This is a genomic window from Agromyces fucosus, assembly GCF_004134865.1.
GTDB lineage: Bacteria > Actinomycetota > Actinomycetes > Actinomycetales > Microbacteriaceae > Agromyces > Agromyces fucosus.
This window is the reverse complement of sequence record NZ_SDPO01000004.1, coordinates 135,026-151,150: the sequence shown is the minus strand read 5'-3', so window position 1 is coordinate 151,150 and position 16,125 is coordinate 135,026. Positions and strand designations below refer to the sequence as shown.

At 69.7% G+C, this 16,125-nt stretch carries 14 protein-coding genes; 8 read left to right on the top strand and 6 right to left on the bottom strand.

Features of this window, described 5'->3' with window-relative positions; all coding sequences use genetic code 11:
* Window positions 1-41: 41 nt before the first annotated feature.
* The 6 genes from ESP57_RS16230 (at window position 42) to ESP57_RS16205 (ending at window position 7,035) form a co-directional block, all read left to right on the top strand.
* Window positions 42-2,165 carry a DEAD/DEAH box helicase gene (locus ESP57_RS16230; RefSeq protein ID WP_056013851.1) on the top strand — a complete coding sequence of 708 codons (2,124 nt, stop codon included), beginning with the start codon at window positions 42-44 and terminating at the stop codon, window positions 2,163-2,165.
* A gap of 171 nt (window positions 2,166-2,336) precedes the next feature.
* Window positions 2,337-3,368, top strand: coding sequence for a 6-phosphofructokinase (locus tag ESP57_RS16225; RefSeq protein WP_056013848.1), 1,032 nt, complete (start codon window positions 2,337-2,339; stop codon window positions 3,366-3,368).
* Between the two features lie 2 nt (window positions 3,369-3,370).
* A complete protein-coding gene (locus ESP57_RS16220) occupies window positions 3,371-3,853 on the top strand; it encodes an 8-oxo-dGTP diphosphatase (protein WP_056013845.1) in 483 nt (160 codons plus the stop codon).
* 91 nt (window positions 3,854-3,944) lie between these two features.
* Complete coding sequence (locus tag ESP57_RS16215) at window positions 3,945-5,123, top strand: inorganic phosphate transporter (protein ID WP_129232278.1); 1,179 nt, start codon at window positions 3,945-3,947, stop codon at window positions 5,121-5,123.
* A 5-nt stretch (window positions 5,124-5,128) separates the two neighbouring features.
* A complete protein-coding gene (locus tag ESP57_RS16210) occupies window positions 5,129-5,464 on the top strand; it encodes a hypothetical protein (protein ID WP_056014928.1) in 336 nt (111 codons plus the stop codon).
* Between the two features lie 59 nt (window positions 5,465-5,523).
* Entirely contained in the window at window positions 5,524-7,035 is a 1,512-nt protein-coding gene (locus ESP57_RS16205; protein WP_129232277.1) for an NCS2 family permease, read from the top strand.
* Between the two features lie 85 nt (window positions 7,036-7,120).
* On the opposite strand, the gene ESP57_RS16200 is transcribed toward ESP57_RS16205, so the two are convergent.
* Window positions 7,121-8,407, bottom strand: a complete 1,287-nt coding sequence (locus tag ESP57_RS16200; RefSeq protein ID WP_129232276.1) for a uracil-xanthine permease family protein — start codon at window positions 8,405-8,407, stop codon at window positions 7,121-7,123.
* A 139-nt stretch (window positions 8,408-8,546) separates the two neighbouring features.
* Between ESP57_RS16200 and ESP57_RS16195 the strand changes: the two genes are divergently transcribed.
* Entirely contained in the window at window positions 8,547-8,864 is a 318-nt protein-coding gene (locus ESP57_RS16195) for a DUF4190 domain-containing protein (RefSeq protein ID WP_115962442.1), read from the top strand.
* A gap of 112 nt (window positions 8,865-8,976) precedes the next feature.
* Here the strand turns inward: ESP57_RS16195 and ESP57_RS16190 are convergent, their stop codons facing one another.
* The 5 genes from ESP57_RS16190 to ESP57_RS16170 are packed head-to-tail and all read right to left on the bottom strand — an operon-like array spanning window position 8,977 to window position 14,154.
* Entirely contained in the window at window positions 8,977-9,783 is an 807-nt protein-coding gene (locus ESP57_RS16190) for a FadR/GntR family transcriptional regulator (protein WP_129232275.1), read from the bottom strand.
* 9 nt (window positions 9,784-9,792) lie between these two features.
* Window positions 9,793-10,584, bottom strand: a complete 792-nt coding sequence (locus tag ESP57_RS16185) for a 3-oxoacyl-ACP reductase (protein WP_165877503.1) — start codon at window positions 10,582-10,584, stop codon at window positions 9,793-9,795.
* A gap of 39 nt (window positions 10,585-10,623) precedes the next feature.
* Complete coding sequence (locus tag ESP57_RS16180) at window positions 10,624-11,994, bottom strand: aldehyde dehydrogenase family protein (protein WP_129232274.1); 1,371 nt, start codon at window positions 11,992-11,994, stop codon at window positions 10,624-10,626.
* Complete coding sequence (locus ESP57_RS16175; RefSeq protein WP_129232273.1) at window positions 11,991-12,806, bottom strand: gamma-glutamyl-gamma-aminobutyrate hydrolase family protein; 816 nt, start codon at window positions 12,804-12,806, stop codon at window positions 11,991-11,993. Before ESP57_RS16175 ends, ESP57_RS16180 begins: the two co-directional genes overlap by 4 nt.
* The gene (locus ESP57_RS16170; RefSeq protein WP_129232272.1) at window positions 12,787-14,154 is read right to left on the bottom strand and encodes a glutamine synthetase family protein; all 1,368 of its coding nucleotides are present in this window, start codon (window positions 14,152-14,154) and stop codon (window positions 12,787-12,789) included. Before ESP57_RS16170 ends, ESP57_RS16175 begins: the two co-directional genes overlap by 20 nt.
* A 223-nt stretch (window positions 14,155-14,377) precedes the next feature.
* Here ESP57_RS16170 and ESP57_RS16165 point away from each other — a divergent pair, with 223 nt between their 5' ends.
* Window positions 14,378-15,940, top strand: a complete 1,563-nt coding sequence (locus tag ESP57_RS16165; protein WP_056013828.1) for an amino acid permease — start codon at window positions 14,378-14,380, stop codon at window positions 15,938-15,940.
* The last annotated feature ends 185 nt before the right edge of the window (window positions 15,941-16,125 follow it).

The following is a 16,125-nucleotide window of genomic DNA, read 5'->3' as shown; positions in this document are numbered from 1 at the left end:
GATCCGGCCCAAGCGGATTCGGCCCAGACACTGGAGGACCATTGGCCCAGACGAGGCAGCGGCAGCGGACGCGTTCACGCGACGATGACGCACCGATCATCCCGATCCTCGCGCGCAAGGTGCGCGAGGTGGAGCAGAAGGCGCAGAAGGGCAAGCTCGGCCCGACGAACCGCACGAAGTTCCAGGTGATCGCACTCCTCATGCGCGAGGAGCGCGCACGGGTCAAGGCCGACACCGAGATCACGGATGCCGCGCGCTCAGAGCTGCTCAAGCGCCTCGACGGCATCGCGCAGATCCTCGCGAAGACCGCGGCCCGCGACACGAGCCTCATCGCACTGCTCGAGCCCGACGCCTCGATCTCCACGGTCGCGCAGCGGTTCCGCCGCGACTGGCTGCTCGAGTCGGGCGCGGAGCTCTCGCCCGACGAGCTCATCATCACCCGCGAGGCCGAGGTGACGCCCGTGCTCAGCGAGAACCAGGTGATCCCGGCATCCGTTCGCTCGCGCCAGCTCGCGAACCCGTTCCTCGCGCCCGACTTCTCGAAGCAGGCCGCCCCGGTCGTGCCCGTGCGCCGGCTCGCCAACTGGGAGCTGCTCGGTCCGCTGTTCAAGTCGTTCGAGGTCGGCTCCGGCGGCCAGGCCGCCACGATGGAGCTGCCCGAGGAGCCGAAGGTCGACCGGCTCGCGCCGCGCGGCCTCGAGCTCATGAAGCACCAGGCCCGCTTCATCGAGAGCGCCCGCCTCGGGCACCGCACGTTCCTGCTCGCCGACGAGCCGGGCCTCGGCAAGACGGCGCAGTCGGTGCTCGCGGCATCCGTCGCCGGCGCCTACCCGCTCCTCGCGGTCGTGCCGAACGTCGTGAAGATGAACTGGGCGCGCGAGGTCGAGCGGTGGACCCCGCATCGTCGTGCCACGGTCATCCACGGCGACGGCGACACGCTCGACGCCTTCGCCGACGTCGTCATCGTCAACTACGACGTGCTCGACCGGCACATGGCGTGGCTGTCGACGCTCGGCTTCAAGGGCATGGTCGTCGACGAGGCGCACTTCATCAAGAACCTGCAGTCGCAGCGCTCGAAGAACGTGCTCGCCCTCGCCGACCGCATCCGCCGTGCCGCGCCCGGCGGAGACCCGCTGCTGCTCGCCCTCACGGGCACGCCCCTCATCAACGACGTCGACGACTTCCGCGCGATCTGGAAGTTCCTCGGCTGGATCGAGGGCGACAAGCCCTCTCCCGAACTGCTCGGCAAACTCGAGGAGACGGGGCTCACCCCCGCGGAACCCGGCTTCTACAGCGCCGCCCGCCGCGCCGTGATCGATCTCGGCATCGTGCGTCGCCGCAAGGTCGACGTCGCCGCCGACCTGCCCGCCAAGCGCATCGCCGACCTGCCCGTCGAACTCGACGACGAGCTCGGCCGATCCGTTCGCGCAGCCGAGCGCGAGCTCGGCAACCGGCTCGCCGGTCGCTTCCGTGCGCTCGTCGAGGCGCGGCACCTGCGCATCGGCGACCTCGACGAAGACCAGCGCGACCAGTTCATCCGCGCCGTCGCGAGCGCCGAGCTCGAGGAGTCGAAGGCGACGAAGTCGGGCGAGAACGTCTTCACGATGGTCCGCCGCATCGGCCAGGCCAAGGCAGGCCTCGCGGCCGACTACGCGGCCCAGCTCGCGCGCTCCGTCGGCAAGGTCGTGTTCTTCGCGAAGCACATCGACGTCATGGACCAGGCCGAGGCGGCCTTCGCCGCGCGGGAGCTGCGCACGGTGTCGCTCCGCGGCGATCAGACCGCCCTGGCGCGCCAGGCGGCGATCGACGCGTTCAACAACGACCCCGAGGTGGCCGTCGCCGTCTGCTCGCTCACCGCAGCCGGCGTCGGCGTGAACCTGCAGGCCGCGTCGAACGTCGTGCTCGCCGAGCTCAGCTGGACCGCCGCCGAGCAGACGCAGGCGATCGACCGCGTGCACCGCATCGGTCAGGACGAGCCGGTCACCGCGTGGCGCATCATCGCCGCGCACACGATCGACGCGCGCATCGCCGAGCTCATCGACTCGAAGCAGGGGCTCGCCGCCCGTGCCCTCGACGGCAGCGACGTCGAACCCGGCTCCGCGGACTCGGTGCAGCTGGACGCCCTGCAGCACCTGCTGCGTCAGGCGCTCGACGGCGCGCTGTAGGCCGCGGGGCGCCGCGTGCGCGGCCGGGCGCAGCGCCCGGATCGCGCGACCGCGGTGCGCCGCCCGACCGCGTCGGAACGGGAAGTCGAGGTTCGCTAGACTTCCGGAGTCGTGCCCCGATGAAGCGGCTCCGGCGACGCATCCCCCAGAGCAACAAGGAGTCCCACGAGCATGAAGATCGGCATCCTCACGTCGGGCGGCGACTGCCCCGGCCTCAACGCGGTCATCCGCGGTTCCGTGCTGAAGGGCGTCATCTCGTACGACACCGAGTTCGTCGGCTTCCGCAACGGCTGGCGCGGCGTCGTCGAAGAGGACATCGTGCCCATCGTGCGCCACGATGTGCGCGGCCTCGCCAAGCAGGGGGGCACGATCCTCGGCTCGAGCCGCACCAACCCGTTCGAGGGCGAGGGCGGTGGCCCCGAGAACATCCAGCGCATGCTCGACCGCAACGGCATCGACGCGATCGTCGCGATCGGCGGCGAGGGCACGCTCACCGCGGCCCGTCGTCTCTACGACGAGGGCGGCATCAAGGTCATCGGCGTGCCGAAGACGATCGACAACGACCTGGCGGCGACCGACTACTCGTTCGGCTTCGACACGGCCGTGCAGATCGCGACCGAGGCCATCGACCGCCTTCGGACCACGGCGGACTCGCACGGACGCTGCATGGTGCTCGAGGTCATGGGCCGCCACGTCGGCTGGATCGCCCTGCACTCGGGCATGGCCGGTGGCGCGCACGCGATCCTCATCCCCGAGCAGCCGCAGTCGATCGAGCAGATCGCCGAGTGGGTCGAGTCGGTGCGCGACCGCGGCCGGGCTCCGCTGGTCGTCGTCGCCGAGGGCTTCACGTTCTCCGACATGACCGAGGCGCACTCGCACAAGGGGCTCGACGCGTTCAACCGCCCCCGTCTCGGCGGCATCGCCGAGCTCATCGCACCCATGATCGAGGAGCGCACGGGCATCGAGTCCCGTGCCACGGTGCTCGGCCACATCCAGCGCGGCGGCGAGCCGACCGCATACGACCGCGTGCTCGCGACGCGCCTCGGCATGGCCGTGGTCGACGCGGCCTACGACGGCGCATGGGGTTCGATGGTCACCCTCCGCGGCACCGACATCCAGACCGTCTCGATCGCCGACGCGGTCGGCACCCTGAACCGGGTGCCGCAGTCGCGCTACGACGAGGCGAAGATCCTCTTCGGCTGATCGTGCTGCTGCCCCAGGTGTGCGTCTGCTACCTCCTGCGCGAGCGCGAGGGGCGCGTCGAGGTGCTCCTGGGGCGCAAGAAGCACGGGCTCGGCATGGGCTACTTCGTCGCCCCCGGCGGCAAGCTCGAACCGGGCGAGTCGGCGACGGATGCCGCGGTGCGCGAGATCTTCGAGGAGTCCGGGCTCGTCGTAGCCGCCGACGACCTCGAGCCCCGCGGCATCCTGAGCTACGTCTTCCCGCACAAGGAGGCGTGGAGCCAGGAATCCAACGTGTTCGTGTGCCGCAGCTGGACGGGTGAGCCGGTGCCGTCCGACGAACTCGATCCCGAGTGGTTCGACGTGCGTGAGATCCCGCTCGACGAGATGTGGGACGACGCGAGCCGGTGGCTGCCGGGCGTCCTCGCGGGCGGCACGGTGCGGCGCACCTTCGTGTTCGGTGCCGACCTCGCTACGGTGGTGGAGGAGCCGGGTTCCGTCACGTAGTATCGATGGGTGCGCGGCGAACGCCGTTTCTGCAAGGCACGTCCCCTGAACATCTGGTGAACCTCATCACCGATCCCAGAGAAAGACGCCGGTGGATCTCACCCTCATCGTCGTGCTGGTCATCGCACTGGCGCTCTTCTTCGACTTCACCAACGGGTTCCACGACACGGCCAACGCGATGGCCACGCCCATCGCCACGGGCGCGCTGAAGCCCAAGGTCGCGGTCGGCCTCGCCGCCATCCTGAACCTCGTCGGCGCGTTCCTCTCGACCGAGGTGGCCAAGACCATCTCGGGCGGCATCATCAAAGAGGGTGACGGCGGTGTGCTCATCACCCCCGAACTCATCTTCGCCGGCCTCATCGGAGCGATCGTGTGGAACATGATCACGTGGCTGCTGGGCCTGCCGTCGTCGTCGAGCCACGCGCTCTTCGGCGGCCTGATCGGTGCCGCGCTCGTCGGCTTCGGCGTCGGCGCGATCGACTTCGCGGTCGTGATGTCGAAGGTCATCCTGCCCGCGCTGCTCGCGCCGCTGACGGCGGGGCTCATCGCGTACACGGCGACGAAGCTGGCCTATGCCATCACCCGGCGCTACGACGGCAAGCCCGACGGGCGCGACCGGTTCCGCCACGCGCAGATCTTCTCCTCGTCGCTCGTCGCCCTCGCGCACGGCACCAACGACGCCCAGAAGACGATGGGCGTCATCACCCTCACCCTCGTCGCCGCGGGCCTGCAGCCCGCCGGCGCCGAGGTGCAGCTCTGGGTCATCGTCACCTGCGCCATCGCGATCGCCCTCGGCACGTACATGGGCGGCTGGCGCATCATCAAGACCCTCGGCACCGGCCTGACCGATGTGAAGCCCGCACAGGGCTTCGCCGCCGAGACCGCGACCGCCGCGACCATCCTCGCCTCGAGCCACGTGGGCTTCGCCCTGTCGACGACCCAGGTCGCCTCGGGCTCGGTCATCGGCTCCGGCCTCGGCCGCCGGGGCTCGAAGGTGCGCTGGCGCACCGCGGGCCGCATCGGCGTCGGCTGGCTCCTGACCCTGCCCGCGGCCGGCGGCGTGGGCGCACTCGCCGCGGTCGTCGCCCACCTCGGCTTCATCGGCATCATCATCGACACGATCGTCGGCGTCTCCGTGATCGCCGGCATCTTCCTCTGGTCGCGCCGCAACGAGATCTCGCACCACAACGTGGTCAGCGAGGTCGCGCACTCCGGCCGCGCGGTGAAGATCAAGCGCAACCCGAAGCCGAAGAAGAAGGTGGCCTCGTGATCGACATGTTCGCGTTCCTCCTCGTCTTCATCTCCGCGATGGTCGCCACGGTCGTCGTGGTCTCCGCGTACTCGCTCGGGGTCCGGCTGCTCACGCTGTCGGGTCGCACGCCCATCGTGACGCCCGCCGAGTTCACCGACGCGATCACCGTGGTGACGCCGGCCGAGATCCGCCAGGCCGAGAAGCGTGCCGCCAAGGCGAAGAAGAAGAGCCCGTTGAGCGAGCGGCAGAAGCGTGCCGCGCTCGTCGGCGCGTGGGCGTGCTTCGCCCTCAGCGGCATCGCCGTGATCTTCGGCATATACCTGATCGTGGGCGAGCACGTCATCAAGCTGTTCACCTGAGCAGCTCCAGTCCACCCGTCGTGCCGCATCCCGGCGCGTCCCTCATCGAAGGTTCCCGGATGACCACTGAAACGAGCCCTGAAACGACCCCCGAGACGACCGGCGGGGCGAACCCCGAGTCCGTCGCCGAAACGCCGCAGGCGAGCGGGAAGCCGTTGCACCCGATCGATCGGTTCTTCGAGATCACGGGGCGCGGCTCCACCGTCGGCACCGAGGTGCGCGGCGGCATCGTGACCTTCGTCACGATGGCCTACATCGTGATCCTCAACCCGATCATCCTGTCGGCCGGCGTCGACGTCGACGGGAACCAGCTCGGGTTCGCCCAGGTCTCGGCCGTCACCGGCCTGACCGCCGGCGTCATGACGATCCTGTTCGGCCTCGTCGCCCGACTGCCCTTCGGCTTCGCGGCGGGGCTCGGCATCAACTCGTTCCTCGCGGTCTCCGTGGTCGGCCAGGTGACCTGGCCCGAGGCGATGGGCCTCGTGGTCATCAACGGCCTCATCATCGTGCTGCTCGCGGCCACCGGCCTGCGTCGCCTGATCTTCGACGCCGTCCCGATCCAGCTGAAGCTCGCGATCACGGTCGGCATCGGCCTCTTCATCGCGTTCATCGGCTTCGTGAACGCCGGGTTCGTCACGTCGACCGGCGCCGCGTCGCCGCCCGTCGGCCTCGGCATCGGCGGGTCCGTCGCGACGGTCCCCGCACTCGTCTTCATCTTCACCCTGCTGCTCACCGGCATCCTCGTCGCGCGCAAGGTCAAGGGCGGTATCCTCATCGGCCTCGTCTCCGGCACCGTGCTCGCGGTCGTCGTCGAGGCGATCTGGAACATCGGCCCCATGTTCGCGGGCGACGCGTTCAACGCCGGCGGCTGGAGCCTCTCGGTGCCCGAGCTCACCGGCTCGATCGTGAGCCTGCCCGACCTCTCGCTCGTCGGACAGGTCTCGTTCGGCAGCTTCGAGCGCATCGGCGTGCTCGCGGCCGTCATGCTCGTCTTCACGCTCGTGTTCACGAACTTCTTCGACGCCATGGGCACGATGACGGGGCTCTCGAAGGAGGCGCAGCTCGCCGACGCGAAGGGCGACTTCCCGCGTCTGAAGTCCGCACTGATCGTCGAGGGCGTCGGCGCCGTCGCGGGCGGGTACGCCTCGGCGTCCTCGAACACGGTCTTCATCGAGTCGGGCGCCGGCATCGGCGAGGGCGCGCGCACCGGCCTCGCGAACATCGTGACCGGCCTGCTGTTCCTCGCCGCGATGTTCTTCACGCCGCTCGTCTCGATCGTGCCGACGGAGGTCGCCTCAGCGGCCCTTGTCATCGTGGGTGCGCTCATGATGGCGCAGATCAGGTACATCGACTTCTCGGAGTTCTCGGTGCTGCTGCCGGTCTTCCTCGCCGTCACCGTGATGCCCCTCACGTACTCGATCGCGAACGGTATCGGCGCGGGCTTCATCGCCTGGGTCGTCGTGCGCTCGCTGTCGGGCAAGGCCCGAGAGATCAGCCCGCTGCTCTGGGTCGTCGCGGCCGGCTTCCTCGTCTACTTCGCACGCGGACCGGTCGAGGCGCTCTTCTCCTGACCGTCGGCTGAGACGCGGATGCCCCGGGGCCGATCGGCCCCGGGGCATCCGTCGTTCGTGGCTCGACTCGGTGCGAGCCGGCGGCTCAGTCCGTGCCGCGCGCCTTGGCGATGCCGTTCATGAGGTGGTAGATCACGATGGCGGCGATCGTGCCGAGCGCGATGCCGTTGAACGAGACGCCGCCGACCGCGAAGGTGAAGTCCGCAATGCCGATGATGAGCGCCGTGGCAGCCGTGAACTGGTTCACCGGCTTCGAGAAGTCGACCTTGTTGTCGAGCCAGATCTTCACGCCGATGATGCCGATGAGGCCGTAGAGGGCCGTCGTGACTCCGCCGAGCACCCCGGCGGGGATCGTGTTGATGACCTCGCCGAACTTGGGGGAGAGACCGAGCAGCACCGCGACGATGCCGGCGACCCAGTACGCGGCGGTCGAGTAGATGCGCGTCGCGGCCATGACGCCGATGTTCTCGCCGTAGGTCGTGGTGCCCGAGCCGCCGAAGAAGCCGGCGATCGTCGTGGCGAGGCCGTCGGCGAAGAGCGCGCGACCCGTCGATCGGTTGACCGACGGATCGGTCATCTGCGCGACGCCCTTGATGTGGCCCACGTTCTCGGCGATGAGCACGAGCACGACGGGCAGGAACGCCGGGAGGAAGCCCCACACGGCGGCGTCGGCGAACGGGTTCGCCGGGAGGTGGAAGGTCGGCAGGCCGATCCACGCGGCGTCCTCGATGCGCGCGAAGTCGATCTCGCCCTGGATCGCCGCGGCGACGTAACCGATCACGACGCCGACGAGGATCGACATGCGACCGAGGATGCCGCGGAAGGCGACGCTCGCGATGATGACCGCTGCGAGGGTGATGAGGGCGGTCAGCGGGGCGAGCATGAAGTTGTTCTTCGCCGCCGGCGCGAGGTTGAAGCCGATGAGCGCGACGATCGCACCCGCGACGACGGGAGGCATGAGCACGTCGATCCAGCGCGTGCCGACCCACTGCACGAGGAGGCCGACGAGTGCGAGCAGCACGCCGACGACGACGATGCCGAAGAGTGCCGCACCCATGGGGTCCCCGATGCCCTTCGCACCCATGGCGACGCTGATCGGTGCGATGAACGCGAACGAGGAGCCCAGGTAGCTCGGCACCCGGTTCTTCGTGATCACGAGGAAGAGGATCGTGCCGATGCCGGAGAAGAAGAGCGTCGTCGCGGGCGGGAAGCCCGTGAGGATCGGCACGAGGAAGGTCGCGCCGAACATGGCGACGACGTGCTGGGCGCCGAGGCCGATCGTGCGGGGCCAGCTCAGGCGCTCACCGGGGGCGACGACCTCGCCGGGGGCGACGTTCTTGCCGTCGCCGTGGACGGTCCAGGGCAGAGTCATGCTGCTCCGTTTCATGGGAGTCGAAGGGTGGGGATCCATCCGATCGTATCGGGGGGATAGCCCCATACCGCGTGATTCCGCGGGTCCGTAGCGTGGAAGCACGCCCACAAACGGGCACCCACGAACAGGAGAGCACAACATGACCACCGTCACCGACACCGCAACCCAGGCGCCGTTCGCGGAGCCGAACCCGTACGCCGCGCCGGCCGCGGAGACGACCGGGTTCAGCATCGCGAGCCTCGTGCTCGGCATCGTCTCCATCGTGGCGAGCTCCACCTTCTTCGTGCCGGTGGCCGGGCTCGTGCTCGGAATCCTGGCACTGAAGCGCGAACCCGCGTCGCGCACCATGGCCATCTGGGGCATCGTGCTGAACGGCGTCATGCTCGCGGGCACCGTGCTCTTCGGGCTCCTCGCGATCGTCTTCGGACTCGCGATGCTGCCGTTCGCGTTCCTCTGAGTTCGCGCGTGAGCCCGCCCCGGGCTCGGGAACGGGTCGCCTCCTCCGGGAGGCGGCCCGTTTCCGCAATCCGGGCGGGCGGATGCCGCGGCATCCGCTCGGCCTGAGCCGCTCAGGCGTAGAAGCCGCGCAGGAGTGCCTCGGTGCCCTCGAGGTGCTCGGCCATGGCGCTTGCCGCCTCGTCGGGGCTGCCGCGAAGGATCGCGCCGACGATCGCACGGTGCTGTTCGTTGGAGTGCGCGATGTTCGGCGCGAGCAGCGGGATCCCGTCGAGCAGTTCGTTGACGCGCATGCGCACGTCGGCGACGAGCGGGATCACGCTCGGCGCTCCGAGCACCTCGGCGATCAGCAGGTGCAGGCGCGAATCCGCCATGCGGTACTGGTCGCCGGTGGACGCGCTGCATTCCTCGTAGGCCTGCCAGAGCCGCTCACGGTCGTTGCCCGACAGCTCGCTCTCCGCCGCCCGCCTCGCGGCGCCGACCTCGATCACCGAACGCAGCGCCAGCGTGTCCTCGAGCTGTCCGGAGGTCACGAAGGGGTCGTCCGCCGTGCCCCGCGATGCGGGGAGCGCGACGGGCAGCTCGTCGGAGACGAAGGTGCCGCCGTAGCGCCCGCGCCGGGCCACCACCCAGCCGGCCTCGGCGAGCGAGGCGATCGCCTCCCGCAGCGTGTCGCGGCTGACCTCGAGCATCGTCGCGAGCTCGCGTTCGGCGGGAAGTCGTTCGCCCGGGCCGATGAGCCCCAGGCGGATGGATTGCAGCAGTCGCTGCACGGTCTCCTCGAAGGCGTTGGCCGGGCGCGCGGGCGTGAGCAGCAGCCCGGCGCTCAGCACCTCGGCGTTCGGCGCCTCCGCGCCGAACGCCCCGGCGCTGTCACCCTCCGCGGGCTCCGCCTGCTCGTACCGTTCAGCATCCGACATGCTTCGAGCCTAGAGCGGAGTCACGTACGCCGAGCTGATGCCGCCGTCGACGAGGAACGTCGAGCCGGTGATGAACGAGGCGTCGTCGCTCGCGAGGAACGCGACCGCCGCCGCGAGCTCCTCGGGCTCGGCGAACCGGCCCACGGGGATGTGCACGAGGCGGCGCTGCGCGCGCTCCTGGTCCTTCGCGAAGAGCTCCTGCAGGAGCGGCGTGTTCACCGGGCCAGGGCAGAGGGCGTTCACGCGGATGCCCTGACGGGCGAACTGCACGCCGAGCTCCCGGCTCATCGCGAGCACCCCGCCCTTCGAGGCGGTGTACGAGATCTGGGAAGTCGCCGAACCCAGCACCGCCACGAACGAGGCCGTGTTGATGATCGAGCCGCGCCCCTGCGCGACCATGTGCCGGAGTGCCGCGCGCGAGCACAGGTAGACCGACTTGAGGTTGACGTCCTGCACCTTCTGCCACGCGGGCAGCTCGGTCGTCTCGATCGAGTCGTCGTCGGGAGGGGAGATGCCGGCGTTGTTGAACGCGATGTCGACCGAGCCGTACACGCGGGCCGCCTCGTCGAAGAGGTGATCGACCTGCGCCTCGTCGGTGACGTCGACCTGTACGAAGAGTCCGCCGACGAGTTCGGCGGCGGCCGGCCCCGTCGTGGCGTCCATGTCGCCGATGACGACGCTGGCGCCCTCGGCGGCGAGGCGCTTGGCGGTCGCGAGGCCGATGCCCGAGGCGCCGCCGGTGATCACGGCCACGCGGCCGGCGAGGCGCTGGGTCAGGTCGATGCGGGGAAGGTCGGTCATGGTGCTCCTGTCGTAGGGTTCGGGTCTCGATACGCTTCGCTACTCGACTGACGGGGAATCGACGGCGAGGAAGACGTTCTTGGTCTCGGTGAACGCGAGCGGCGCGTCGGGGCCGAGCTCGCGGCCGAGACCCGACTGCTTGAACCCGCCGAACGGCGTCGAGTAGCGCACCGACGAGTGCGAGTTCACCGAGAGGTTGCCCGAGTCGATCGCGCGGGCGACCCGGATGCCGCGGCTCAGGTCGCGGGTCCAGATCGAGCCCGAGAGGCCGTACTCGCTCGCGTTCGCGAAGCGCACGGCGTCGTCTTCGTCGTCGAAGGGGAAGACCGAGACGACGGGGCCGAAGATCTCCTCGCGCGCGGTGCGCGAGTCGCGGGCCGGGGTGAGCACCGTGGGCGGGAACCAGAACCCCGGGCCCGTCGGCGCTGCTGCGCGGAACGCGAGCTCCGAGTCATCCGGAACGAAGGAGCGCACGCGGTCGAGGTGGGCGGCCGCGACGAGCGGGCCCATCTCGGTCGACTCGTCGGCGGGATCGCCGACGCGCACCCCGGCCACGGCGGGCTCGAGCAGTTCCATGAAGCGCTCGTAGACGCTGCGCTCGACGAGGATGCGACTGCGTGCGCAGCAGTCCTGGCCGGCGTTCTCGAAGACCCCGTAGGGCGCGGTCGCGGCGGCGCGCTCGAGATCGGAATCGGCGAAGACGATGTTCGCGCTCTTGCCGCCGAGTTCGAGCGTGACGCGCTTCACCTGGTCGGCGCAGCCCGACATGATCTGCTTGCCGATCTCGGTCGAGCCGGTGAAGACGATCTTCCGCACGGTCTCGTTCGTCACGAATCGCTGGCCGACGACCGATCCCTTGCCGGGGATCACCTGGAAGAGGCCGTCGGGCAGGCCGGCCTCGAGGCCGAGCTCGGCGAGGCGCATGCTCGTGAGCGGGGTCCACTCGGCGGGTTTCAGCACGACGGCGTTGCCGGCCGCGAGCGCGGGTGCGAAGCCCCACGCGGCGATCGTCATCGGGAAGTTCCATGGCGTGATCACCCCGACGACGCCGAGCGGTTCCTGGAACGTGACGTCGAGCCCGCCGGCCACGGGGATCTGCCGGCCGAAGAGGCGTTCGGGGGAGGCCGAGTAGTACTCGAGCACGTCGCGCACGTGTCCGGCCTCCCACCGGGCCTGGGTGATCGGATGCCCCGAGTTGCGCATCTCGATGGCCGCGAGCTCCTCGACCGCACCGTCGACGGCGTCGGCGAAGCGGCGGAGGAGCCGGGCCCGATCGACGGGCGCGAGCCGCGCCCAGTCGCGTTGCGCCGCCGCGGCGCGGGCGATGGCGACATCCGCGTCGTCGATCGAGGCGGCGGCGACCGTCGTGACGACGCTCTCGTCTGCCGGGTTGACGATCGTGTGGGTCACGGCGTGTTCCTTTCGGTGGAGGCGGTCGCGGAGCGTTCGGCGCGGTGCGCGCGTGCGGCATCGACGAGACCGGCGAAGAGACGGCGGTCGGCGGCGTTCTCCTCGGGATGCCACTGCACCCCGATGCCGAACGGCACCGTCTCGAGCTCGACCGCCTCGATGACGCCGTCGTCGGTGCGTGCGGTCACCCGGAGTCCCTCGGCCACCTCGTCGAGCGCCTGGTGGTGGTACACGTGGATCGGCAGGGGAGCGGCGGTCTCGCCGAGCACGGCCGCCAGCCGCGAATCGGGCTCGACCGTCGCCGAGGTCTCGCCGAACTGCGCCGGACCCGGCTGGTAGGCGTCGCTCCCGACGACGTCGGGCAGGTGCTGCACGAGCGTGCCGCCGAGCGCGACGTTCAGCATCTGCGCGCCGCGGCAGATGCCGAGGAAGGGCAGCTCGAGCTCGATCGCCGTCGTCAGCAGTCGATCCTCCCACTCGTCGCGGTCGGTGCGCGGGGCGCCCGTGCGGTCGTGCCTGGCTTGGCCGTAACGGGCCGGGTCGACGTCGGCGCCGCCGGAGACGATGAGCCCGTCGAGCGTGCCGAGCACGGCTCTCGCGATATCGGCGTCGGCGGGCTGCGGCGGCAGCAGCACGGCGATGCCGCCGGCGTCGGTCACGGCGTCGATGTAGACCTTCGGCAGGAAGGAGGCCCGCACGTCCCAGACGCCCGTCTGCGCCTGCTCGAGGTAGGTGGTGATGCCGATCACCGGTGCCGGAGCGACTGGCGGGCGCGTCGGGATGCGCGTCGGCTCAGAGTCGTTCGAAACCACGCACCCGCTCCCAGTCCGTGACGGCCGCGTCGTAGGCGGCGAGCTCGATGCGCGCGTTGTTCAGGTAGTGGTCGACGACCTCGTCGCCGAAGGCCTCCCGCGCGATCGCCGACTCGGCGAAGAGCTCTGCCGACTCCCTGAGCGTGGCCGGCACGCGCACCACGTCGCTCTCGTACGCATTGCCTTCGAACAGCTCGTCGAGCTCGAGTTCGCCGTCGATGCCGGCGAGGCCTGCGGCGATGAGCGCCGCGACGGCGAGGTACTGGTTGACGTCGCCCCCCGGCACCCGGTTCTCGACGCGCATGCCGAGCCCGCGCCCGACGACGCGCAGCGCGCACGTGCGGTTGTCGAGTCCCCACGCGATGGCGGTCGGTGCGAAGCTGCCGGCGACGTATCGCTTGTAGGAGTTGATGTTCGGCGCCGAGAAGAGCGTGAGCTCGCGCATCGCCGCCACCTGGCCCGCGAGGAACCGGCGGAAGAGAGTCGACATGCCGTGCGGGGCATCCGGATCGCTGAAGACCGCCTCGCCGTTCTCACCGCGCAGCGAGATGTGGATATGGCAGCTGTTGCCCTCGCGCTCGTTGAACTTCGCCATGAAGGTGAGCGACTTGCCGTGCCGGTCCGCGATCTCCTTCGCCCCGTTCTTGTACACGGAGTGGTTGTCGCACGTGCCGAGCGCGTCGGTGTAGCGGAAGGCGATCTCCTGCTGCCCGAGGTTGCACTCGCCCTTCACGCCCTCGCAGTACATGCCCGCGCCGTCCATCGAATTGCGGATGTCCCGGAGCAGCGGTTCCATGCGCGTCGACGCGAGCAGTGCGTAGTCGATGTTGTAATCGCTCGCCGGGGTGAGGTCGCGGTAGCCCTTCTGCCAGGCCGTGCGGAACGAGTCGTCGAAGACGATGAACTCGAGTTCAGTGCCGACGAAGGCGGTGAGACCGCGCTCGGCGAGGCGTTCGAGCTGTCGCTGCAGGATGCGCCGGGGCGAGGCCTCCACGGGAGTGCCGTCGAGCCACTCCAGGTCGGCCGTGACGAGCGCCGTCGCCTCGAGCCAGGGCGCCATGCGCAGCGTCGAGAAGTCGGGGATCATCGCCATGTCGCCGTAGCCGCGCTCCCAGCTCGACATCGCGTAGCCGTCGACGGTGTTCATGTCGACGTCGACCGCCAGCAGGTAGTTGCAGCACTCGGCGCCGTGGGCGGCGACGTCCTCGAGGAACAGCCGCGCCGACACTCGCTTTCCGACGAGGCGGCCCTGCATGTCGGTGAACGCGACGATCACGGTATCGACGTGGCCGTCGGTGACCGCGCCGTGCAGGGCATCGAGGGTGAGGTATCCGGTGGGTGCCGTCATCCGCTGTGCCTCCGTTGGTCGTGAATGGTTGGTGATGCCGACCATTACACCACACGGTGGATGGAATGGGTTCGCCGATATCCGCATGGTTCTCGGTGGATTCATGCGTGTGCTTTTCGAAAAGGTCTGTACGAGCAACCATTGGGGGCCCTATAGTTCAGGCCAACGCATCCCACCCCCGCGCTGCTCCGGCCGCGCGCTTCGAGAGAGCAAGGGAACCGCCATGACCAAGGACACGCTGAAGGTCTCGGGAGTCAAGTACACGACCGCCGAGGCCGGGTACTTCGAGAAACGAAAGCTCACCCGCACCGCCGGTGTCTGGGGGCTCTGGGGCCTCGCCGTGGCGGCCGTCATCTCGGGCGACTTCTCGGGGTGGAACTTCGGAATCGACTTCGCCGGGTTCGGCGGCATGCTGATCGCCTTCGCGGTGCTCGTCGTCATGTACTACGGGCTGATCTTCTCGATCGGGGAGATGTCGTCGGCGATGCCGCACACGGGCGGCGCCTACTCCTTCTCGCGGGCCGCGATGGGCCCGTGGGGCGGCTTCGTGACGGGCCTCGCCGAGACCATCGAGTACGTCGCGACGACCGCGGTGATCGTGTTCTTCTCCGGGTCCTACGCGGATGCGATCACGAGCGAGCTGCTCGGGTTCTCGATGCCGCAGTGGATCTGGTGGGTGATCCTCTACCTCGTCTTCATCGGCATCAATGCGGCCGGTGCGAGCATCTCGTTCAAGTTCGCGATCGTGGTCTCGATCATCTCGATCGCGATCCTGCTCGTCTTCAGCGCGATGGCGCTCTTCTCGGGCCAGTTCTCGTGGGACAAGCTCTTCGACATCGTGCCCGACGCCGGGCAGACCGCCTTCCTGCCGCACGGCGTGCTGCCGATCCTCTTCGCCCTGCCGTTCGCGATGTGGTTCTTCCTCGGCATCGAGGAGCTGCCGCTCGCGGCCGAGGAGTCGAAGGACCCGGTCCGCGACATCCCCAAGGCCGGACTCATCGCGCGCGCCACGCTCATCGTGACCGGACTGCTCGTGCTGTTCCTCAACACCGGCGTCGTCGGCGCGGAGGCCACGGGAACCGCAGGGGAGCCGCTGCTCGACGGGTTCCGGGCCATCGTCGGCGACGAGCTCGCCGCGGTGCTCGCACTGTTCGCCCTCATCGGCCTGCTCGCGTCGCTCCAGGGCATCATGTTCGCCTACGGCCGCAACATGTACTCGCTCTCGCGCGCGGGCTACTACCCGAAGTTCCTCTCGCTCACGGGCAAGCGCCAGACCCCGTGGGTCGCGCTCGTCGCGGGCGCCGTCATCGGCTTCGCCGCGCTCGTCGTGCTCGACGTGCTCGCGCAGGTCGACGCGGCGGGGGCCGGTGCGGTGGCCGGTGCCATCGTGCTGAACATCGCCGTGTGGGGCGCCGTGCTCGCCTACCTGCTGCAGATGGTCGCCTTCGTGATCCTCCGGCGCAAGTACCCGAACGCCAAGCGGCCCTACGTCAGCCCGTGGGGCGTGCCCGGTGCCGTGGTGGCCGCGCTCATCGCCGCCCTCATCTTCCTGGGCTTCCTCCTCAACCCGACGTTCGTGCCCGCGATCATCGCGATCGGCGTCGTCTACGCCGTGATGCTCGCGATCTTCGCCCTCTGGGGCCGACACCGGCTGATCCTGTCGCCTGAAGAGGAGTACGCCGTGTCGGGCGGCCTCCACGGCGACCCGCAGGCCGAGGGATACGGCGGCACCGTCGAGAGCGAGCTGCTCGCGACCGACGGCGTCGACGAGACCGACAGGGTCTAGCCTCCGGAGGGGATGCGGCGGGGCGTGGGGGCGCCCCGCCGCATTCGTCTGGTCGGGGCAGGCGGCGATAGGCTCGATGTCGAGTACGAGCGCGGCGATCCCGCGCAGACCCCAGGCGATGGAGCCGGCTGCGGGGCGTCGACACCCCTCGACGTCCACTCGCGCGCGACTCCGTGGAGGAAGAC